This is a genomic window from Pseudomonas sp. TWRC1-2, assembly GCF_049896685.1.
GTDB lineage: Bacteria > Pseudomonadota > Gammaproteobacteria > Pseudomonadales > Pseudomonadaceae > Aquipseudomonas.
Window position 1 is genome coordinate 1 of record NZ_JAFCUU010000001.1, and the last position, 18,314, is coordinate 18,314.

At 59.7% G+C, this 18,314-nt stretch carries 25 protein-coding genes and 1 pseudogene; 18 read left to right on the top strand and 8 right to left on the bottom strand.

What is annotated here, in order from left to right:
- Positions 1 to 204: hypothetical protein (locus ACP7B3_RS00005; RefSeq protein WP_426177066.1), on the bottom strand; the 204-nt coding region annotated here is incomplete at its 3' end.
- Positions 205 to 458: 254 nt separating this feature from the next.
- Here ACP7B3_RS00005 and ACP7B3_RS00010 point away from each other — a divergent pair.
- The 6 genes from ACP7B3_RS00010 to ACP7B3_RS00035 all read left to right on the top strand — a co-directional run bounded on the left by ACP7B3_RS00010 (position 459) and on the right by ACP7B3_RS00035 (position 5,955).
- Positions 459 to 2,951, top strand: coding sequence for a TonB-dependent siderophore receptor (locus tag ACP7B3_RS00010; protein ID WP_426177068.1), 2,493 nt, complete (start codon positions 459 to 461; stop codon positions 2,949 to 2,951).
- 88 nt (positions 2,952 to 3,039) lie between these two features.
- Positions 3,040 to 3,369, top strand: coding sequence for a hypothetical protein (locus tag ACP7B3_RS00015; protein ID WP_426177070.1), 330 nt, complete (start codon positions 3,040 to 3,042; stop codon positions 3,367 to 3,369).
- Positions 3,370 to 3,473: 104 nt separating this feature from the next.
- Positions 3,474 to 4,169, top strand: a complete 696-nt coding sequence (locus ACP7B3_RS00020) for a fumarylacetoacetate hydrolase family protein (protein ID WP_369303458.1) — start codon at positions 3,474 to 3,476, stop codon at positions 4,167 to 4,169.
- A gap of 36 nt (positions 4,170 to 4,205) precedes the next feature.
- Positions 4,206 to 5,114 carry a helix-turn-helix transcriptional regulator gene (locus tag ACP7B3_RS00025; RefSeq protein ID WP_426177072.1) on the top strand — a complete coding sequence of 303 codons (909 nt, stop codon included), beginning with the start codon at positions 4,206 to 4,208 and terminating at the stop codon, positions 5,112 to 5,114.
- 129 nt (positions 5,115 to 5,243) lie between these two features.
- Positions 5,244 to 5,690, top strand: coding sequence for a GNAT family N-acetyltransferase (locus tag ACP7B3_RS00030; protein ID WP_242197456.1), 447 nt, complete (start codon positions 5,244 to 5,246; stop codon positions 5,688 to 5,690).
- Positions 5,691 to 5,694: 4 nt separating this feature from the next.
- The gene (locus ACP7B3_RS00035; protein ID WP_242197453.1) at positions 5,695 to 5,955 is read left to right on the top strand and encodes a hypothetical protein; all 261 of its coding nucleotides are present in this window, start codon (positions 5,695 to 5,697) and stop codon (positions 5,953 to 5,955) included.
- Positions 5,956 to 6,220: 265 nt separating this feature from the next.
- Here ACP7B3_RS00035 and ACP7B3_RS00040 read toward each other — a convergent pair whose 3' ends face one another.
- Positions 6,221 to 7,165 (bottom strand): GGDEF domain-containing protein, encoded by a 945-nt coding sequence (locus ACP7B3_RS00040; RefSeq protein WP_426177075.1) that lies wholly within the window; start codon positions 7,163 to 7,165, stop codon positions 6,221 to 6,223.
- Positions 7,166 to 7,411: 246 nt separating this feature from the next.
- Here ACP7B3_RS00040 and ACP7B3_RS00045 point away from each other — a divergent pair, with 246 nt between their 5' ends.
- A complete protein-coding gene (locus ACP7B3_RS00045; protein ID WP_145164569.1) occupies positions 7,412 to 7,660 on the top strand; it encodes a DUF1652 domain-containing protein in 249 nt (82 codons plus the stop codon).
- Here ACP7B3_RS00045 and ACP7B3_RS00050 read toward each other — a convergent pair.
- Positions 7,657 to 7,797 carry a hypothetical protein gene (locus ACP7B3_RS00050; RefSeq protein WP_178119734.1) on the bottom strand — a complete coding sequence of 47 codons (141 nt, stop codon included), beginning with the start codon at positions 7,795 to 7,797 and terminating at the stop codon, positions 7,657 to 7,659. The two genes, ACP7B3_RS00045 and ACP7B3_RS00050, sit on opposite strands and share 4 nt — an antisense overlap.
- Before the next feature lie 225 nt (positions 7,798 to 8,022).
- On the opposite strand from ACP7B3_RS00050, the gene ACP7B3_RS00055 reads away from it, so the two are divergent.
- The 4 genes and pseudogenes from ACP7B3_RS00055 to ACP7B3_RS00070 all read left to right on the top strand — a co-directional run bounded on the left by ACP7B3_RS00055 (position 8,023) and on the right by ACP7B3_RS00070 (position 9,869).
- Entirely contained in the window at positions 8,023 to 8,334 is a 312-nt protein-coding gene (locus tag ACP7B3_RS00055; RefSeq protein ID WP_242197447.1) for a YXWGXW repeat-containing protein, read from the top strand.
- 34 nt (positions 8,335 to 8,368) lie between these two features.
- Positions 8,369 to 8,950, top strand: a pseudogene (locus ACP7B3_RS00060) (RNA polymerase sigma factor); the annotation flags it as partial.
- Positions 8,947 to 9,378, top strand: a complete 432-nt coding sequence (locus tag ACP7B3_RS00065; protein WP_242197441.1) for a hypothetical protein — start codon at positions 8,947 to 8,949, stop codon at positions 9,376 to 9,378. The pseudogene ACP7B3_RS00060 and the gene ACP7B3_RS00065, both read left to right, overlap by 4 nt.
- Complete coding sequence (locus ACP7B3_RS00070) at positions 9,375 to 9,869, top strand: periplasmic heavy metal sensor (RefSeq protein ID WP_242197438.1); 495 nt, start codon at positions 9,375 to 9,377, stop codon at positions 9,867 to 9,869. The genes ACP7B3_RS00065 and ACP7B3_RS00070 overlap by 4 nt, the downstream gene beginning before the upstream one ends.
- Positions 9,870 to 10,302: 433 nt before the next feature.
- Here the strand turns inward: ACP7B3_RS00070 and ACP7B3_RS00075 are convergent, their stop codons facing one another.
- Positions 10,303 to 10,665, bottom strand: coding sequence for an NUDIX hydrolase (locus tag ACP7B3_RS00075; protein ID WP_145164559.1), 363 nt, complete (start codon positions 10,663 to 10,665; stop codon positions 10,303 to 10,305).
- 127 nt (positions 10,666 to 10,792) lie between these two features.
- On the opposite strand from ACP7B3_RS00075, the gene ACP7B3_RS00080 reads away from it, so the two are divergent.
- Both ACP7B3_RS00080 and ACP7B3_RS00085 read left to right on the top strand, forming a co-directional pair.
- Positions 10,793 to 11,773 carry a Gfo/Idh/MocA family protein gene (locus tag ACP7B3_RS00080; RefSeq protein ID WP_242197435.1) on the top strand — a complete coding sequence of 327 codons (981 nt, stop codon included), beginning with the start codon at positions 10,793 to 10,795 and terminating at the stop codon, positions 11,771 to 11,773.
- 44 nt (positions 11,774 to 11,817) lie between these two features.
- Complete coding sequence (locus ACP7B3_RS00085; protein ID WP_242197432.1) at positions 11,818 to 12,459, top strand: ribonuclease T2; 642 nt, start codon at positions 11,818 to 11,820, stop codon at positions 12,457 to 12,459.
- On the opposite strand, the gene ACP7B3_RS00090 is transcribed toward ACP7B3_RS00085, so the two are convergent.
- A complete protein-coding gene (locus ACP7B3_RS00090; protein ID WP_426177080.1) occupies positions 12,460 to 13,308 on the bottom strand; it encodes an AraC family transcriptional regulator in 849 nt (282 codons plus the stop codon). It abuts the gene before it with no gap.
- Between the two features lie 109 nt (positions 13,309 to 13,417).
- On the opposite strand from ACP7B3_RS00090, the gene ACP7B3_RS00095 reads away from it, so the two are divergent.
- A complete protein-coding gene (locus tag ACP7B3_RS00095; RefSeq protein WP_426177082.1) occupies positions 13,418 to 13,828 on the top strand; it encodes a hypothetical protein in 411 nt (136 codons plus the stop codon).
- Positions 13,829 to 14,335: 507 nt separating this feature from the next.
- Here ACP7B3_RS00095 and ACP7B3_RS00100 read toward each other — a convergent pair.
- Entirely contained in the window at positions 14,336 to 14,683 is a 348-nt protein-coding gene (locus ACP7B3_RS00100) for a hypothetical protein (RefSeq protein WP_145164548.1), read from the bottom strand.
- 245 nt (positions 14,684 to 14,928) lie between these two features.
- Between ACP7B3_RS00100 and ACP7B3_RS00105 the strand changes: the two genes are divergently transcribed.
- From ACP7B3_RS00105 to ACP7B3_RS00120, 4 genes are all read left to right on the top strand, one after another.
- On the top strand, positions 14,929 to 15,324 hold the full coding sequence (locus ACP7B3_RS00105) for a hypothetical protein (RefSeq protein WP_426177084.1): 396 nt from the start codon (positions 14,929 to 14,931) through the stop codon (positions 15,322 to 15,324).
- Complete coding sequence (locus ACP7B3_RS00110) at positions 15,314 to 15,700, top strand: hypothetical protein (protein WP_426177086.1); 387 nt, start codon at positions 15,314 to 15,316, stop codon at positions 15,698 to 15,700. Before ACP7B3_RS00105 ends, ACP7B3_RS00110 begins: the two co-directional genes overlap by 11 nt.
- 81 nt (positions 15,701 to 15,781) lie before the next feature.
- Positions 15,782 to 16,690 carry a glutaminase B gene (gene glsB, locus ACP7B3_RS00115; RefSeq protein WP_145164673.1) on the top strand — a complete coding sequence of 303 codons (909 nt, stop codon included), beginning with the start codon at positions 15,782 to 15,784 and terminating at the stop codon, positions 16,688 to 16,690.
- Positions 16,691 to 16,840: 150 nt separating this feature from the next.
- Positions 16,841 to 17,215 (top strand): hypothetical protein, encoded by a 375-nt coding sequence (locus tag ACP7B3_RS00120; protein ID WP_416363684.1) that lies wholly within the window; start codon positions 16,841 to 16,843, stop codon positions 17,213 to 17,215.
- A gap of 165 nt (positions 17,216 to 17,380) precedes the next feature.
- Here the strand turns inward: ACP7B3_RS00120 and ACP7B3_RS00125 are convergent, their stop codons facing one another.
- A complete protein-coding gene (locus ACP7B3_RS00125) occupies positions 17,381 to 17,716 on the bottom strand; it encodes a DUF6124 family protein (RefSeq protein ID WP_426177088.1) in 336 nt (111 codons plus the stop codon).
- A 418-nt stretch (positions 17,717 to 18,134) separates the two neighbouring features.
- Complete coding sequence (locus ACP7B3_RS00130) at positions 18,135 to 18,290, bottom strand: hypothetical protein (RefSeq protein WP_426177090.1); 156 nt, start codon at positions 18,288 to 18,290, stop codon at positions 18,135 to 18,137.
- Between the last annotated feature and the right edge of the window lie 24 nt (positions 18,291 to 18,314).

The window sequence follows — 18,314 nt, forward strand, 5'->3', positions numbered from 1 at the left end:
ATCGGAAATGCTGAAGGAACGTTGCGAATCCCCCACCCGCAATACCCTGTCCATCCCCAGCAACGACGGCATGTCCGCTGCATGGCTGACCGAATCCAGCGCCCGCGCATACCAGGCGCCCATCTGCTGGCGATACTCCGCCAAGCTCTGATGGAAGCCATTGAGCTCATGTTCGATAAAGGCAATGTGGGCGGCGTGGGTCATCCGTGACGTCTCGGCAAAAGGGCAAGGCGTCGGAGCATGCCGCAGGAAAAAGCGCCTGGATGAACGGCTGAGAAAATCAGAAAGGGACGACTTTAAGCGGGTAAAAACCGCCAAGAACTAGCCTGAAGGCCTACACAAAAAAGCGATCAAGCTCATTGCGTAAAACCTCAGCAAATAAAAACCACTCTCATCCTTGCCCGATTTCCGGACATGGCCGTCATGGTTAATAGAACCTCTATTACGCAGGATTTCCCATGTCGCGCCTTGCTCGTCCCTTGCATCCACTGGCCCTGTCAGTGGCGTTTGCCTTCGCCGCCGTGCCGTTGCTGACGATCCAGTCTTCCTTCGCTGATGAAAGCAGCAGCGCGTCGCGCCGTTTCTCGATTCCCGCCGGCGACCTGAGCCAAGCGCTCAATAGCCTGGCCGAGCAGGCGGGCCTGGTACTGGCATTCGATGCAAGCTTGACGCGCGGCAAGCACAGCAACGGCTTGAGTGGGCAATACGACACCGACGTGGCACTCACCCAACTGCTCGCCGGCAGCGGCTTGCAGGCGCTGAAGATCTCCGCCGAACGCTACCGCCTGGAAGCCATCCCGGAGAACGGCGGCGCCATGGAGCTACAGGCCACCACCATCAGCGGTGCCTACCAGAGTGAAAGCCCCACTGGGCCGGTGATCGGTTATGTGGCCACTCGCAGCCTGTCGGGCACCAAGACCGACACCGCGCTGATCGAAACCCCGCAGTCGATCTCCGTGGTCACCAAGGACCAGATGCGCGCGCAGAACGCCGAAAGCCTTAACCAGATCTTGCGCTACAGCGCCGCCGTGGTCCCGGAAACCCGTGGCGCCACGGCGTCGCGCCTCGACCAGTTGACCATCCGCGGCTTCGCCCCGGCCACCTACCTCGATGGCTTGCGCATGCCGTCGAGCCGTGACGCCTTGCCGCAAAAAGATGCCTTTGACCTGGAGCGCGTCGAGGTGCTGCGCGGCCCGGCGTCGGTGCTGTACGGGCAGGGCACGCCGAGTGGGGTGATCAACATGGTCACCAAGCGTCCGTTGGACACGCCGTTTCATGAAGTCGGCGTCGAGTACGGCACGTTCAATAAGAAGCGCACCACCTTCGACCTCAGTGGACCGATGGACGAGCAGGGCGTGTATTCCTACCGGGTGGCGGGGTTGTTCGATGATGCCGATGGCCAAGTCGAACACACCGAAACCCGTCGCCAGTCGCTGTCCAGCGCCTTCACCTGGCGCCCGGACGAGGACACCTCGCTGACCCTGCTCGGGCATTTCCAGAAGGACCCCAAAGGTGCGTCCTACGGTTCTATTCCCGCTTGGGGCTCGGTGTTGCGCAGCCCCACCGGGCGCAAGATCGACGTGGATTTCTACGACGGCGAGAAAAACTTCGAGAAGAGCGACCGCGAGTACTACTCCGTCGGCTACGCCTTCGAGCATCACTTCAACGATGCCTGGACCGTGCGCCAGAACGCGCGTTACCTGCGCGCCGAAGGCATCTACCGCAGTATTTACAACAGCAACCTGCAGGCCGATTACCGCACCTCCAACCGCTCGACCATCGCCACTGATGTCGACATGGACGCCTACACCCTCGACAACCAGGTGCAGGCCAAATTCGACACCGGGCCGCTGCAGCACACGCTGTTGATGGGCCTCGACTACCAGAACACCAGCACCGACACCAAGGCCGGTTACGGCAAGGGGCCGGACCTGGACATCTTCGACCCGGTCTACGGCGCGCCCGTGGTCACGCCGGCATTCGCCACCGACGCCACGTCGCGCAGCGAGCAGACCGGGGCGTACCTGCAGGAGCAAATGAAGTGGGATAAATGGGTGCTGTTGCTCGGCGGTCGTTATGACTGGGCCAGCACCGACAGCACCACCAAAACCCTCCAGACCGGCGCCAAGAGCAAGTCGTCGCTGGACAGCAAGGCGTTTACCGGCCGCGTCGGTGTGGTCTATCTGTTCGATAATGGCCTGGCGCCGTACGCCAGCTATGCGGAGTCGTTCAACCCGCAATCGGGCACCGGTTACGGCGGTTCGGTGTTCAAACCGACCGAAGGCAAGCAGTATGAAATCGGCATCAAGTACCAGCCGCCGGGCAGCAACAGCTTTATCACCGCGGCGATTTTCGACCTGCGCCAGAGCAACGTGCCGACCCTGGATCCGGACCCGAGCCATCTGTGTGGCAACGGCCGCTGCAGCATCCAGGATGGCGAACAACAGTCGCGTGGTTTCGAGCTGGAAGGTAAGGCCAGCCTTAACGATAACCTGGACATCACCGCCGCCTACGCCTACCTGGATAACCGCGCCAGCAAGTCCAACAGCACCGTGCAGTACGCGCCACTCACGGATAAAGGTATAGGCCCGGCGATTCCGGTTGAGGGCACCACCACCTACGGTGTACCGCGCCACACCGCCTCGGCGTGGGCCGATTACACCTTCCACGACGGTCAACTCAAGGGCTTTGGCGTTGGCGCGGGGGCACGCTATGTCGGTTCGTCCTGGGGCGATACCGCCAATACCCTGAAGGTGCCGGGCTATACCTTGGTTGATGCGGCGGTGCACTACGACATCCCGAATATCGCCAACCCCAAGGACAACCTGCGCCTGGCGCTGAACGCAACGAACCTGGCGAACAAGGAATACGTGGCGTCCTGCTATTCCTATTCGTGGTGCTGGTATGGCTCGCAGCGCACGGTGCAGGCGAGCGCGACCTATCAATGGTGAAAGGCAGATAAGGCAATTTAATGGCCCCTTTGTAACAAAATTCTCGCCAGAATCACTTTTATTTTCAGGTGGTTAGGTGAGGAAACACATGCGCACTGTTGGAATTATGCTGATCGCCTGCTCATTTGCGGGCGGCGCGGCTGCCGTGCAGGCAAGGGAGCTGCGCGAGGGTGACAAGTACATGTGCAGCTGGGGCGCCGGCACGGCGGCCAGGGCTCAGGAACTCAAGCTGTCGGGTGTCTCGCTGTACGCCGCGCGGCAAAAGATCCAGACGATCAAGTTCAACAAATCGTGGATGCGCATGATGGCCATGGGCATCACCGAGCAGACTTACGACAGCCGTTCCCGGCTCAAGCCCGAGGCGATTCGTCAGAGCTTTTATCAGGATTGCCTGCGCTATAAGGTGGCACGCAAATAACCGGTTAACCTGCACCGGCCAGTGCAAAATCTGCGTCAGCCTGTCCAACTTTGCCCTGGCACGCCTCGTCATACTGGCGCCAGGCAAACCAAGAGGCGCAGGCCATGACTGATTATGTAATTACCCCTGAACCCACCCCATCCCTGGCCATTCACGGCAGTGCGGCGCGTTTTCCGCTGCGCCGCGTGTTCTGTGTGGGCCGCAACTACAGCGAACATGCCCGCGAGATGGGGCATGATCCGGATCGCGAGCCGCCGTTCTTCTTCATGAAACCGGCTGACGCGGTGGTGCCGGCCGAGGGCGTGATTGCCTATCCGCCGCTGACCGCTGATCTTCACCATGAAGTGGAGCTGGTGGTGGCCATCGCAAAAGGCGGAGTAAACATCACTCCCGAGGATGCCTTTTCCCACATCTGGGGTTACGGCGTCGGCATCGACCTGACCCGCCGCGACCTGCAGGCCCAGGCGAAAAAGCTCGCGCGTCCGTGGGAATGGGCCAAAGCCTTTGATGAGTCGGCGCCCAGCACCGCGTTGCAACCCGTGAGTGCGGTGGGGCACCCATCTACCGGCAAAATCTGGCTGAAGGTCAATGGCGAACAGCGCCAGGTTGGCGACCTGGCCGACTTGATCTGGTCGGTCAGTGAAGTGATCAGCTATGCCTCGCAATCCGTCGCACTCAAGGCCGGCGACCTGATCTTTACCGGCACCCCTGCCGGTGTGGGCGCGCTGCAGCCGGGCGATGTGGTTACTGCCGGCATCGACGGCGTTGGCGAGCTGAGCTTCACCCTCGGCGAGGGTTGAGGCTACAGTGGGGCCCAGGCCACCCGAGATTTCGTTATGCCAGGCACCCGCGTCACCACCTATGGCATGGAACAACGCAGCGACCGCCCCGACTTTTATATCCGCGACAAGCGCGGGCGGGCGGCGCTGACCAGCCCGCATCGGCATGAATACTTCCAGATCCAGATCAACCTGGGCGGCGACACCGTTCAGCATATCGGCGGCGCGGTGCGGCCGTTTCCGCACAAGGCGCTGGCGTTTATCCTGCCCCATCGCCTGCATGTAATTCCCCACCCCGAAGACGGCGAGTTCATGCTGATCAACTTCAGTCAGGCGTTTTTCCTGCCGCAGCTGACCTGCGACCCGCTGGACCTGGAAGACATTCCCATCGGCCAAGCGCCGGAGCTGTCGCCGTTTCGCTTTCAGGAGCAGCTGGATTTCATCCTCGACGATGCGGCCTTCGACGAAGTCAAAACCTGGCTCGCGCACATGCGCGACTTGGACGCCCAGCGCACCTTCGGCGCCCGTGAGCGGTTAAAAGGCTATCTCTTCCAACTGATCGGTCTGGTCTGTGAGCAGTACGCCGAACCGCTGCAGGCATTTGCCGCCACTAACGCGACCCGGCGCGGGCGCAAGGACGCTCTGGCGCGGGTGCAGGGCTACATTCGCGAGCATCTGCACGAGCCAACCCTCAACCTGACGGAGGCTGCCGCCGCTGCCTTCCTCTCGCCCAACTACCTCACCCATTTGTTGCGCAAGGAAACCGGCAAACCCTTTTCGCAACTGGTGCTGGATCGCCGCATGCAATTGGCGCGCACCTTGTTGCTCAACAGCGCGCAAATGATCGGCGTGATCGCCCAGCGCTGCGGGTTTACCGATGAGGCGTACTTTTCGCGCTGCTTCCGCAAGGCGCATGGCATGGCGCCCGGGCAGTATCGTCGTCAGCAGCAGGCGCATGCCGTGTAGTTAAAGCGGGTGTATGCCTGTAGGGCTCGACACCGCCCCTATACACCTGCCGGCTGGGCTTTTTACAAATCCGCGACAATGCTTATGTTTCTATGTGCATACAATTGCGCCCTTCAACAGGAGGTCCGTATGCAAATACTGATACGCGTGGCGACGCCGGACGATATCGACACGCTCTTCGCTATCCGCACCTCGGTGGTGCAAAACCATTTGAGCCGCGAACAGATGACCGCGCTGGGGATTACCCCGCAGGTGCTGGCGGACAGCATTCGTGCAGCGCCCTGTGTGTGGATCGCCGAGGTGGAGGGCCGGCCCGCCGCCTTTTCCATGGTCGACCGGGCCGCAGGTGAGGTGTTTGCGATGTTCGTACTGCCCGGCTACGAAGGCCAAGGCTTGGGTCGCCGCTTGATGGCGGTGGCTGAAGCAGCACTGTTTGAACAGCATGAGCGGTTGTTTTTGATCACCGATGGCCGCGATGAAATCCGTGCCAACGGGTTTTACCAGCGGTTGGGCTGGTCGATGGTTGATCGGCTAGAGGGCGACGACGTCCGATACGAGAAGAGCAGGGTGCCTTAGTGTCATGAACCCGACAGAACCCCCAGCGTCCTACGGCTTTCGCTACTTTGCGATCGGAGTGCTGTGCGTCGCGGTGTTACTGGGTGGCTATTTCATGCGGCTCAATGCCCAGGTCGACCGGGAGCGGGTCGAGGCGGCCGAGCGTTTGGCGCTTTGCAGGCAAGTGGAGCGTGTCGCCAGTGCGGCGTCGTCCAACAGTCTGGAACTTCGCGATACATGCCAGCAGTTAAACGGGCAATCGTCCAACAGTGTCGCCCCCCTGTGATCCATACCCTTTTTTAATATAAGGATATATAAGCGTAACTTGCACCAAAAAGTGGCATTTATAACCTCGTCCTCCTTAAAAAATGTGTGGTTATTGAATGACTTACGGCGTTTTCAATCCGACGAAAGGATTAAAATTCTCTTGTTACAGGTTTTTACAATCGTTACTATAGCCGGGCGTTCACCTCCCACGGTTTATGCAATTTTAAATCCCAAGTTTCCATCAGCTACTTGGGATTTTTTTTGCCCGCAATTTGACGTCGGCGTCAAACTTCACCGTCGGCAAACTCTGCCCGCATACGCCCGTTATGTTTGGCCTTGTACAGCAACTTATCGACTGACTCGACAAACCCGAGCAGGTTGCTGTTGGGCATCACCAGGTGCGTACCAACGCCCAGGCTCAGGGTCAGCAGCTTGGAAACCGCTGAAAAGCCATGTTCGATCTGTTGTTGGCAGATCAGGTGCAGGCAGCGCCGCGCCACTTGCCTGGCCGACGCCGCGTCAGTCTCCGGCAGCAGCCACACAAACTCCTCGCCGCCGATCCGTGCAATGAAATCCCGTGGCCGATTAGCCGCCAGCGACAAGGTGCGCGCTACCTGGCGCAAGGCTTCGTCGCCTTTGATGTGGCCGTAGTGGTCGTTGTACTGCTTGAAAAAATCAATATCGAGGATGATCAACGACAGCGGCAACTGGCTGCGCTGTGCACTGGCCCATTCGCGTTCCAGCACGGTGTCGAACATGCGGCGGTTGGCAATGCCGGTGAGGCCGTCCTGGAAGGAATATTCCTCCAGTTGTTTTTGCAGGCGAATCAAGTGTTCTTCGGTCTTCTTGCGCTCGCTGATATCGAACATGAAGCCGATCAACGCTTCAACCTCATCGCCGTTGCGCACCACATGCACCACATCGCGAATCCACACGTAGTCACCGCTTGCCGTCAGCGCGCGGTAATCGGCCTCGTGGTCAACGCCGGCGCGCGATTGCGATACGCAGAAGTTCACCACGTATTCACGGTCATCCGGGTGCATGCGCTCGACCCAGTCGTCCACGCTGACCCAGCTTTGCGGGGTCCAGCCCAGCAGCGCTTCGATCTGCGGGCCGATGTAACTGAACGTCATGGTCTGCCAATCGATGCGCCAGGGAATAGCCTTGGTCGATTCCAGCAGCGTTTTGTACACATCACTGTCGGGCAGTTTTGGGGGATCGATGCTCATGGCGGACGGCTCTGGATGATGGCAAAGAGCCAAGAGCGTCTTGTGAACGCCGTGCAGAGTCAAGCGCTTGCCAACGCAGCGGACGAGAGGTCGCATGCTGGGTTTTTGGCGCCAGGGCGCCAGCGTCCACAGGGCAAAATGCGGCGCAGGTATCACTTTTGAATTAATTGTTCAGTGCTCGGCAAAAGCATATCTATGCTGGATGCAATGCACCTACAGGGTAGAACCCAAGGACGGGGGCTTGTCATGATGTCGATCACCGAACTCAACCGCATCATGGCCTCGGGCTTCCTGCCGCTTGTGTGTGAATGCAGCCTCAACAGCGACGGTTCGCTGCGCATCAGCGTATTTGAACCGGCGTCCGGGCGTGTCGACCTGTTGCTGACCCGGGTGTCGCCCCAAGGTCTGGACAGCGTCCGTTCCATCGCAAACCTGATTGGCGAACTGCGCACCGAGCTCAAAGCCGGGCGTCGTGGCTTTGCGGCAGTCGGTTAGCTATTGACGGTGCTGCTGGGCGTGGACACAGCGCCGTAGTAGCGCCAGCAGCAATGCCGGTGTTCTGGCAGGATCACACAGCCGCTGAGGCTGGCGATCAGCAGGGCGGCGACAAGCATGGTCAGGCGACGAGACATGGTTATTTCCTCATGGTGTGCATTGCGTTACACCTTGAACGCCGCCACCTGCACAAATCCGTCGTCATGCTTTCAAACATTTCATCAAGCGCCGCCAACCCCTGAGTAATACTCGCCTTAACCACCGTCGAGAAAAATGTCGTATTTCTCGCGACGGATTTTTCCTACCCCGCCGTTCAACCCATCAGCAGCAAACATTTTCGTTCGCCGTATGAAGGAGTTGCCATGAATCCACTGGCCAAATTGCGCTATGCCTTGCTGGTCCCGCTGGCGTTTGCCGCGCTTGTCAGCACCCCCACCTTTGCCCAAACCGAAGTGATCATCCGCCAGGCGCCACCGGCGGAGCGCGTTGAGGTGATTCCCGCCGAACGCCCAGGCTTTGTCTGGGACCGTGGCCACTGGCAATGGACGCACGGCGCGTATGCCTGGGTGCCGGGCCACTGGCAGCACGTGGTGCGCAACGCCCGTTGGGAGCCTGGGCACTGGGAATCCCGTGGCCCGAACTGGTACTGGCGCGAAGGCCATTGGATCCGCTGAACCCTGAACCTTAGCCAGTGCATCGAGAACCACCCGATTGAAAGACACTGATCCGGACGTTGAGCTACTGGCGCGTATCAGCAACAACGAGCCCGCCGCCGTCAACGAAATGGTGACGCGCAAGCTTCCGCGTTTGCTCGCGCTCGCCAGTCGGATCCTCGGGGATGCCGACGAGGCCAAGGACGTGGCCCAGGAAAGTTTCCTGCGTATCTGGCGTCAGGCGGCCAACTGGCGGCCTGGCGAAGCGCGTTTCGACACTTGGCTGCACCGCGTGGCACTCAACCTGTGCCACGACCGTTTGCGTCGGCGCAAGGAGCGCCCGTTGAACGAAGACGAGGTGCTCGAGCTGGCTGACAGCGCGCCGTCCCCGGATGAGCAGTTGGAAACGGCCGATCGCAGCGCAAGGATGGCCGCCGCCTTGGCGACCTTGCCCGAGCGTCAGCGCGAAGCCATTGTGTTGCAGTACTACCAGGAGCTGTCGAATATCGACGCCGCGGCCCTGATGAACATCAGCGTCGAGGCACTGGAGAGCCTGCTGTCGCGGGCCCGACGCCAGTTGCGCAGTCACCTTGCCGACACACCCGGGCTCGCCCGCCCAGGAAGGGGAAAATCATGACACCTGAACGATTTGCGCACCTGGCTGACGCCTACGGGGCCAGCCTGCACCGCTGGCCTCTGGCTGAACAGGCGCCCGCCCAGGCGCTGCTCGACAGCGGCAATGTCCACGCCCGTGAGGCATTGCGTGAGGCCAGCTGGCTGGATGGGCAGTTGGACAGCCATCAGTTGGCATTCGCCGACCCGTCGCTGGCACGCCAGATCCGTGAGTCTGCGCCGCGACGGGCGTCGTTCTGGTCGCGTTACGCCAACTGGCTGTCGCCCGCCGGCCTGGTGGGCGTGGGCATTGCCGGCATCGCCGCCGGGGTGCTGGTGGCGTCGCTGAGCGTGCCGCTGCCGATGCTGTCATCCGAAGTGCTGCCCAGCGTCTTCGATCAGGGCGATGCCGACGTCGTCTTCACCGTCAACGCCGAGGAAACTGAGCAATGACCCCACAATCCCTTAAACCGTGGTTGCTTGTCTCGGTGCTGCTCAACGTGTTTTTGATCGGCGGCGTGGGTGGCGGCCTCTACCACTGGATGGCTACACCCCAGCCTGCTGAGGCCGTGGTCAACCAGCACGGTTTGCGCCAGGCGATGATCAAATTGCCGGCAGAGCGGCGCAAGGAGTTGCGCCAGTTACTGCGTCAGAACCGTGCCGACAGCCAACCGCTGATCATGGCCGGTCGCGAAGCGCGGCTGGGCGTGATCAAGCAGCTGGAAGCACCGACCCTCGATCGCGAAGTGCTGGTGACGGAACTGGCCAAGGCGCGTGAGGCCGACGCAGCGCTGCGGGCCTTGGTGGACACCACCCTGGCGCAGTTCGCGAGCAATCTGCCCCAGGATGAACGGCAGAAACTGGTCGAAGCGTTATACCAGCGCGGGCAGGCCAAAAGCCGCGAGAAACTTCCCCAGGTAGCGGGGAATAAACCGCGCTCTTGAGCTGTTATGCACTCACGATCACCTTCGAGAGTTGCATATGCCGGCTGCTGAAAAGAAACAAGCCTTTGGGTTTTCCTGGGGGGCGCGAGTGGCTACCACAAAAGCACTTCTTCGCTGTACAGCGGCGTGTTGCGATCTACCTGATTGTAGGTAAACCCAATGTGGGAGCGGGCTTGCCCGCGAAGGCGGTGGATCAGGTACGAATCCATTGACTGACACACCGCCTTCGCGAGCAAGCCCGCTCCCACATTTTTGACCGCGCAAGGCTCCCAGGCTAACAGGCCCATCTTTCGAATCTGCGCGGTTTGGCGGTTCTCGCGCGGTTCTGGTGGCGAATGCAGCCGCTGCCGCGTTCGTCAAATCCTTTGTCGAACGGCAGAAAGCGAATGGCGTGGTGAAGTGAGGTGTGCCGGACAGGGGGCAGAGCGCGGAATTACAAGCGGCGTAGGAAGGATTTGACGATGTGGCGGGTGGCGTCGGTGGTGTCCAGTTCGTCCAGGGCGCCATAGGCGTGCCAGCGACAATCGACGATCTCGTTGCACGGCCGCGCGTCGGCGATATTCACCACTGAGGCTTCGAACACATGGTGCACGGTGTCGCGAGCCTTCAATTCCTGCAAATACAGCAAGCCGTCCACGTTCAGCCCGGTTTCTTCCTCCAGCTCGCGTTCGGCCGCGCCAACCGGGCGCTCATCACGCTCGACCTTGCCGCCGGGCAATGCCCATTTCGATCTGGCCTTGCGCACGAAGAGGATATGCCCCTCGTGTTCGCAAATGACCGTGGCCCTTATTTTCATCGTGTGTGCCCCCGCAGCGGGATGAGTGTCACAAAAGTGTAATGCAATTGTCATGCTAAGTGCTTATGGCGCGCACGGGTGGGGATGTGGATACTGACCGATTGATGAAAACCGACGAGGAGAACAGATGACTACCGTACGTTGGGGCATGATCGGTTGTGGCAGTGTCACTGAATTGAAGAGTGGACCCGCTTTCTACAAAGCGCCAGGTTCTGCGCTGGTGGCCGTGATGGGGCGTCGCGAGGAGGCGGTGCGCGATTATGCGGCACGCCACGGCATTGCGCGCTTCTATACCGACGCCCAGGCCCTGATCGACGACCCTGAAGTGGACGCGGTGTACATCGCGACACCGCCCGACAGCCACCTCGAATACAGCCTGATGGTGGCGGCGGCCGGCAAACATTGCTGTGTCGAGAAACCCATGGCCCTCAACGCCGAGCAAAGCGCGTTGATGCAGCGCACCTTCGAACGCGCCGGGTTGCACTTGTTTGTTTCGTACTACCGCCGCTCGCTCCCGCGCTTTCAGCAGGTGCGTGACTGGCTGCGGGACGGGCGCATCGGTGAATTGCGCCAAGTGATCTGGACCTTGAGCAAACCACCGTCCGCCGCGGACGCCAGCGCCACCAATTGGCGTACCGACCCGGCTGTTGCCGGTGGCGGCTACTTTGCTGACCTCGCCAGCCACGGGTTTGACCTGTTTCAGTTTCTGGCCGGCGATATCGTCGAAGTCACCGGGTTTACCGCCCGACAAGCCGGGGAATATGCCGCCGAAGATGCCGTGACGGCCTGCTGGACCTTCGGTTCCGGCGCGCTGGGCATGGGCTGCTGGAACTTTGTCGCGGACCGCCGCGAAGACCGTGTCGAGCTGATCGGCAGCCGGGGCCGCATCACCTTTGCCGTGTTCGAAGACCAGCCATTGCGCCTTGAAGGTGAAGTCGACGAAGTGCTCGAAGTGCCTTGCCATGCGCATATCCAGTGGCACCATGTGCTGGCGATGAACGCGCACATTCGTGGCGAGGCCGAGCATCCTTCGCTCGCGATCGAGGCGCTGAAGACCGATCGGGTTCTGGATAAGGTACTGCAGCGCAATCCCAACCGCCCCGAGTAACTGTCCTGCGGTGCGTGGCGCTTATTTTTTCAAGGAACAGATGGATGAACTACAAGACAGCCTGGATAGCGCTGTGGCTGGTGCTGGCCAGCCTGATGGTGCAAGCGGCGCCACGCGAGCAGCGGCCCGCGGGGGATTTTGATTTTTACCTGCTGTCACTGTCGTGGTCGCCGACGTTTTGCCTCACGCACCCGGACAACCAACAATGCTCCGGCAAGGGCTATGGGTTTGTCTTGCATGGGCTATGGCCGCAATACGCGAAAGGCGGTTGGCCGGCGTCGTGTGACCCGCAATCGCGATTGTCGGCGCAGGAGCTGGCCAAGGGCGCTTTGATATTCCCCACGCGCACGCTGCTTAAGCATGAATGGTCCAAGCACGGCACGTGCAGCGGCCTGGATGCGTCGCGCTATCTGGACGCGACGGATGCGGCGCTGGCGACAGTGCAGATCCCGCAGCAATTGCAGCCGTTCAATGTGCCCAATTACCTGGAAGCGCGCGACATCGAACAGCTGTTTCGCCAGAGCAACCCGGCCATGGGCGACCATGGCATGGCCGTGATCTGCAAGGGCAAGGTGTTGTCCGAAGTGCGCGTGTGCCTGACCAAGGAACTGCGCTTTGCCGGTTGCCCCGCAAGCGTGAAGACTCAGTGCCGCAGCGGGGATATCCGGGTCCCGGTGCAGCGCTGATCATGCGCCCGGGTGCATCGAAATGGCCGCCGGCGTGGGGCTCGACGCCCCGGCGCGGTCCGCCAGGTAACGGGCCGGCGGCTGGCCCACCGCCTTGCGGAACATGGTGATAAAACCGCTGGCGTTTTCATAGCCCAGGTCCAGCGCCACGCGCTGCACGCTTTCACCCTTGGCCAGGCGCTGCAGGGACAGGATCACATGCAACTGCCTGCGCCAGCGACCGAAACTAAGGCCCAGCTCCTCCAACAGCAAGCGCGTCATGCTGCGTTCGCTCATGCCGATGCGCACGGCCCATTGGCTGAGGGTAGCCTTGTCGCTGGGGTCGGCCAGCAAACTTTCCGCCAGGCGTCGCAGCCTCAGGTCCTGGGGCATGGGCAAATGCAGGGCTTCGACCGGTGCTTGGGCCAGTTCATCGAGCAGCGTGTTGATCAAACGCCCCTGGGCGCCGTCTTCGTCATACAGCTGCGGGAAACTCACCGCCTTGCCGATCAACTCATGCAACAGGCCCGACACGGCCAGGGTGCAGCATTGCGCGGGCAGGGCGCCGCTGACGTCGGGGTCGATCAACAGGCAATAGACCTCGGCCTCACCTGAACCCCTCGCGGCGTGCGGCAGGCCACCGGGAATCCACAGCGCGCATTGGGGCGGCACGATCCAGATACCGGCCTCGATCTGACAGTGAATCACCCCGCGCAGGGTGTACATCAGTTGGCCCTTGCGATGCGAATGCGGCGTGTGCTCCCAGCGTTCGCTGGTGCTACTGGCACGCACGGCCACCACCGCACGCGGCAACACGTCAGCATCCTTGGACATCGAGGGATGATGCAGATCGAGGCGATGGTGCTTCATGGTGAGTTCGCAGCTTGGCTGAATTGCGAAACAGTCTGGCTATTTTGTGCAATGCCGTCCAGTGGCGTTGTCACTATAGTGAGATCCACTCTCATTCAGGAGCTGTGCCATGCGACTCGACAGTACAACGTTCCCCGTGGTGAAAATCGTCTTCGACGCGCCCAACGAAGGCGGCCCGGAAGATGCCTTTGTGGCCTTTGAAGGGCTGTTGGCCAGAGAGCAGGCGTTCTTGCTGCTGCACGAAAAATCCGTGGACGAAAACAACCACGAGCACTCCCACGAGCAGCGCAAGCAAGCCTCGATCTGGATGAAGAAAAACAAACAGGCGCTGCGCACTTTCGTCAAAGGCATGATCCAGGTAGAACCCAGTGCCGCCCAACGCCTGGCCCTCAAGCCATTTGCCGTAATGTTCGGCAAAGCCTGGGGCTACCCGCTGCTAGTAGTAGAGTCCAGGGACCAGGCATGGGCGCTGGCGCGGGATCTGCTCGATGAGCAGATATCCGACGTGGCGCACTTTTGACGTGTACTCGGTAAAACTGTGGGAGCGGGCTTGCTCGCGAATGCGGTGGGTCAGCTACACATGCAGTGACTGACACTCCGCTTTCGCGAGCAAGCCCGCTCCCACATTATTTCGGTGACGTCCTTTGGTTCAGGCACAGCACTCGGCCAACGGTGCTGAATGAGCCAGTCTCCAACGTCGCTCACTTTCGACGTGTACGCGGTAAAACTGTGGGAGCGGGCTTGCTCGCGAATGCGGTGGGTCAGCTACACATGCAGTGACTGACACTCCGCCTTCGCGAGCAAGCCCGCTCCCACATTATTTCGGTAGCGCCCTTTGGTTCAGGCACAGTACTCGGCCAACGGTGCTGAACGAGCCAGTCTCCAACGTCGCTCACTTTCGACGTGTACCCGGTAACAACTGTGGGAGCTGGCTTGCCTGCGATAGCGTTGGCTAAGCAACATCGATGCCGGCTGACACGCCCTCATCGCAGGCAAGCCCGCTCCCACATTGTTTCGGCGGCGCCCATCAATCCACACAAATTGCCCGGCCCAGCTTGCCTTTCTCCACCGTCGCCGAGCAGCCGAAGTGACTGTTGTCCACCTGGCACGTACCTGCTACCGGGCCGTTGCCCGATTGCGTGGTCACACTGGTCTGGCACTCACCCTGGCATTGGCTCGAATCCGTGCAAGCCTTGCCCGCATCCTTGTACGGCGTGATGCACTTCCAGCTCTGCAACTTGCCGACCTGCCTCATCGTGCCACCGCCCGCCAGGCACGTGGATGCGGCAGAGTCCTGCGCCGGTGCAGCGGTGGGCGAGTGGGTCGAGCAGGCCGATACCAGCAACAGGGCGGCCAAGCCAATCATCAATTTCATGCAAAAGTCCTCGTGGAGTAAGCGCAGCGGTGCAGTGTACGGGCTATTGGACTACTTTGATTGGCGAGCGATCCCTACCCGGAAGTGACCCATGCACACCTGATGGAAACGCTATGTCACCCTGTTGGAAAACGACCTGAGCACGCAGATTTTCGACAACGTGAAAAACCTGCTGGCCAACCGGATTGATCCGCATCCGCCGCGATCGCGTTAGACTCGCCACTCGCAGACCCGGGATGCACAACATGCAGACGCTTTATTGTTACGTCGATGGTGCTGACAACGAAACCATTGAGCCCGTATTGGTCGACGCCTTTCGCACATTGACCCTCGACTGGGCGCCATTTTCCGCTGTGCTGGTAAATCAAGTACACGAGCGTGCCCCAGGCATGGCGCCTGATGACCTGAGCGATTGGTTTATCGGGCTCAATCTTCCTTTGCACCATGCAGGCCGGGCTCAAATCACCCAATTGGTGTTATTCATAAAGACCTTGGCCGGCGTAACAAGGCGTGATTTCGTGGTGGGTATTTCATCGGCCTCGGGGCTGTCTGAGGATTTGATCTTTCTCGACGCAAATGCCGACGAGAGCGACGCTGTGCGCCTCTGTGCGAAGTTGCAGGCTGCACCCCATGGGGCTTGATATTCATCTTGAAGCTGACACGCGAATGTCCATGGCGCATTTGGCCGACGCGGTAAATGCTGTAGGCGGCGTTGAGCTGGCCCAGAATGAACAGTCACTAGAGGCCCGTTTTGAGTCGGGCCTTTTCCTGAGTGGCTTCTATGAAGTGGAGGATCCGGCTATTCGCGCACAGGGTCTGCACGATCTGGCGTTTACAGTGGCCACCCGAGGTTATCTGCGCATCAAAGGGCCAGCGCCCGAGGATGCCGATCCATTGGCTGATGTAAGGGTGTTGATGGAGCAACTGGCCGCGAGGTGTGATGCCTGTTTCTTGCTGTCGTTCCAGTACGAGTCGCTGATGTATTTGCGCGACGATGCCGGGCTTCACGTTCTCTAGTGCGTCACCTGAGCGGCGCGTTTCAGGTATCCTGCGCGCCCCGCTTATCACTGATTCAAAGAAACAATGACCGGACAAGACATGCAGGCGTTGCTCGAGTCGATCCTCGACGAAGTTCGTCCACTGATCGGCCAGGGCAAAGTCGCCGACTACATCCCCGCACTGGCCGATGTGCCCGCCAATCAACTCGGTATCGCCGTGTACGGCAACGATGGCTCGGCCTACTGCGCCGGTGACGCCGACACGCTGTTTTCGGTGCAGAGCATTTCCAAGGTGTTCAGCCTGGTGCAGGCCATCGACCACGGCGGCGAAACCATCTGGGAACGCCTGGGCCACGAACCGTCGGGGCAACCGTTCAACTCCATGGTGCAGCTGGAATTCGAACGCGGCCGCCCGCGCAACCCGTTCATCAACGCTGGCGCGCTGGTGATCTGCGACATCAACCAATCGCGCTTCGCCGTGCCGATCCTGTCGATGCGCGACTTCGTGCGGCGCCTGTCGGGCAACCCGCAGATTTTGGTCAACAGCGTTGTCGCCGAGTCCGAAGCGCAGCACGGTGCACGCAACGCGGCCATGGCCTACCTGATGAAAGCCTTCGGCAACTTCCACAACGACGTGGACGCAGTGCTGCACAGCTACTTCAACTACTGCGCATTGCAAATGAGCTGCCTGGACTTGGCCAGGGCCTTCAGTTTCCTCGCCAACCAGGGCGTGAGCGCCCACAGCGGCGAGCAGATTCTGACCGCGCGCCAGACCAAGCAAGTCAACTCGATCATGGCCACCAGCGGGCTGTATGACGAGGCGGGCAATTTTGCTTATCGCGTGGGTTTACCGGGCAAGAGCGGGGTAGGTGGCGGGATTGTCGCGGTGGTGCCGGGGCAGTTCACCGTATGCGTGTGGTCGCCGGAGTTGAATGCGGCGGGCAATTCGCTGGCGGGGATGAAGGCGTTGGAATTGTTGAGTGAGCGGATTGGGTGGTCGGTGTTTTGAGGGGCAACACACTTTGTCCTTGCAGCTAACAAAATCAATTAGACGATTTGATGGCTTTTTGATATCTTTTTCAGCGTTGACCATATTGCTTGGTATTAGCTATATGGTTTTTTCTCCGGTTAATGCTGAGTTTTATCAAGGAAGAATATTGTGAATATAAAGTTTATGGGTGTGCTTTTTCTGGCTGGCGTCTGTCTGAACAGTTTTGCAACAGACGGTATTAAAAATTCGGGAAAGGTAGGTTCTATTACAAAAGAGAAAGGCAGCTCTTATATTCTCTCTGGTATTGGGAGAGAGGGAGAGGTTAAGAGTGTAAGTGTAGAGTTAGTAAAGGTCGTCAGTACTAGAGGCTCTAGCGTGCGAGCAGTTTATGATTTTAATGTCGGGGAGTGTGGGACGTTAAAGTTTATACAAGGTGCTGGTCAAAAATATGCTTTGCTCTCACCCGATGACCAGGTTTCAGCAGATGCCGAATCTGCGTGTCCAATTTTTTTTGGAGCAACAGAAAGCTGGTTAATTAAGTAGCTTTTCAAAGCCGCTCAACCGTGCAATTTTCATTTCATTCCCACGCTCTGCGTGGGAATGCTACTCCAGACGCTCCGCTTCTAGCTGTATGGGAATGTATCAGGCCTTGCGCAATGTAATGAGTAGCGCCGCAGAATATACTCCCACCAAGAATAGAAACGATCTTTATGCTGGTGGGTGGGCCACGTTCAGTGCCTTGTCCACCAGCAGTTGCACCCCTTCGAGCATCCGGCAGATACCCAGCGCGACATTGCGTTGGGAACCGTCGATTTCAAAGGCCGTATGGTTGGCAATATCACAGATGGACGCCAGGTCCTGGGAGGCGTTGACCAGCAAGGTTTCGGTGCCCAGGTCGGCGCGCACGGTGAAGAGGCCTTCGCTGGGTTCGGGGATGGGTTTGCCGGGATTGAGGTAGTGATTGATCGCACGGTAGGCCACTTCGTGCAGGGTGCTGGTGTCGAAGTCTTGCAGGCCTGGGGGATTGGGGCTGTCTTTAATCATGGTGAAGCTCCTTTATAAATGGAACTGCCACGATTCGCGGTCAAACGAAAGAGGGTGGCAGCTATACGCGGGTTGACCGACCGGCCAAAAGGAGCAAAACCGGCATACCCGAAGGTATCCCGCGCACAGCTGCCGCGACACGATACCTCAGACGTAAAAAAACGCCCAATATCGGTGTTAGCGCATTTGCTCTTTTGGAATCGGACGGTCAAATCCGGTCGCTGAATTGGCAGCGACGACGAGAGGTTAGTCAGCCCCTATCCGAGCCACAACCTGAAACCCTTGTCGGAAACTTCCGAGAGTCGCAAGCCCGGCAAGTGTTGGTGTGTTTTACCTTCGAGCTGTGAACTAAACGCGGTCTTGAAACCCTGCAAAAACCCTGTGGCGAGGGAGCAAGCGCCCTCGCCACAGGTGTTCATCACGCCTGTACACACCCCCGCATCCAGCCCATCCCTAACAGCATGAGCACGCCGACGCCCAGCGCGGCAGGCAGGCGGGCGGTGTTGCCCAAGCGGTTTCGTCCTTTAGGCTTGATAGGCGAAGGGTTGCGGTTTGAGGTTTCGTGGAACGTCATGGACGAATCCTTTCGCACATGCCG

Coding starts and splice junctions, on each gene's coding strand:
- ACP7B3_RS00105 (WP_426177084.1), top strand. CDS start 14,929: ATGCAGACGCTTTATTGTTACGTCGATGGTGCTGACAACGAAACCATT.
- ACP7B3_RS00030 (WP_242197456.1), top strand. CDS start 5,244: ATGCAAATACTGATACGCGTGGCGACGCCGGACGATATCGACACGCTC.
- ACP7B3_RS00130 (WP_426177090.1), bottom strand. CDS start 18,290: ATGACGTTCCACGAAACCTCAAACCGCAACCCTTCGCCTATCAAGCCT.
- ACP7B3_RS00095 (WP_426177082.1), top strand. CDS start 13,418: ATGCGACTCGACAGTACAACGTTCCCCGTGGTGAAAATCGTCTTCGAC.
- ACP7B3_RS00010 (WP_426177068.1), top strand. CDS start 459: ATGTCGCGCCTTGCTCGTCCCTTGCATCCACTGGCCCTGTCAGTGGCG.
- ACP7B3_RS00090 (WP_426177080.1), bottom strand. CDS start 13,308: ATGAAGCACCATCGCCTCGATCTGCATCATCCCTCGATGTCCAAGGAT.
- ACP7B3_RS00040 (WP_426177075.1), bottom strand. CDS start 7,165: ATGAGCATCGATCCCCCAAAACTGCCCGACAGTGATGTGTACAAAACG.
- ACP7B3_RS00020 (WP_369303458.1), top strand. CDS start 3,474: ATGACTGATTATGTAATTACCCCTGAACCCACCCCATCCCTGGCCATT.
- ACP7B3_RS00075 (WP_145164559.1), bottom strand. CDS start 10,665: ATGAAAATAAGGGCCACGGTCATTTGCGAACACGAGGGGCATATCCTC.
- ACP7B3_RS00085 (WP_242197432.1), top strand. CDS start 11,818: ATGAACTACAAGACAGCCTGGATAGCGCTGTGGCTGGTGCTGGCCAGC.
- ACP7B3_RS00100 (WP_145164548.1), bottom strand. CDS start 14,683: ATGAAATTGATGATTGGCTTGGCCGCCCTGTTGCTGGTATCGGCCTGC.
- ACP7B3_RS00050 (WP_178119734.1), bottom strand. CDS start 7,797: ATGTCTCGTCGCCTGACCATGCTTGTCGCCGCCCTGCTGATCGCCAGC.
- ACP7B3_RS00035 (WP_242197453.1), top strand. CDS start 5,695: ATGAACCCGACAGAACCCCCAGCGTCCTACGGCTTTCGCTACTTTGCG.
- ACP7B3_RS00045 (WP_145164569.1), top strand. CDS start 7,412: ATGATGTCGATCACCGAACTCAACCGCATCATGGCCTCGGGCTTCCTG.
- ACP7B3_RS00055 (WP_242197447.1), top strand. CDS start 8,023: ATGAATCCACTGGCCAAATTGCGCTATGCCTTGCTGGTCCCGCTGGCG.
- ACP7B3_RS00015 (WP_426177070.1), top strand. CDS start 3,040: ATGCGCACTGTTGGAATTATGCTGATCGCCTGCTCATTTGCGGGCGGC.
- glsB (WP_145164673.1), top strand. CDS start 15,782: ATGCAGGCGTTGCTCGAGTCGATCCTCGACGAAGTTCGTCCACTGATC.
- ACP7B3_RS00025 (WP_426177072.1), top strand. CDS start 4,206: ATGCCAGGCACCCGCGTCACCACCTATGGCATGGAACAACGCAGCGAC.
- ACP7B3_RS00125 (WP_426177088.1), bottom strand. CDS start 17,716: ATGATTAAAGACAGCCCCAATCCCCCAGGCCTGCAAGACTTCGACACC.
- ACP7B3_RS00065 (WP_242197441.1), top strand. CDS start 8,947: ATGACACCTGAACGATTTGCGCACCTGGCTGACGCCTACGGGGCCAGC.
- ACP7B3_RS00110 (WP_426177086.1), top strand. CDS start 15,314: ATGGGGCTTGATATTCATCTTGAAGCTGACACGCGAATGTCCATGGCG.
- ACP7B3_RS00070 (WP_242197438.1), top strand. CDS start 9,375: ATGACCCCACAATCCCTTAAACCGTGGTTGCTTGTCTCGGTGCTGCTC.
- ACP7B3_RS00080 (WP_242197435.1), top strand. CDS start 10,793: ATGACTACCGTACGTTGGGGCATGATCGGTTGTGGCAGTGTCACTGAA.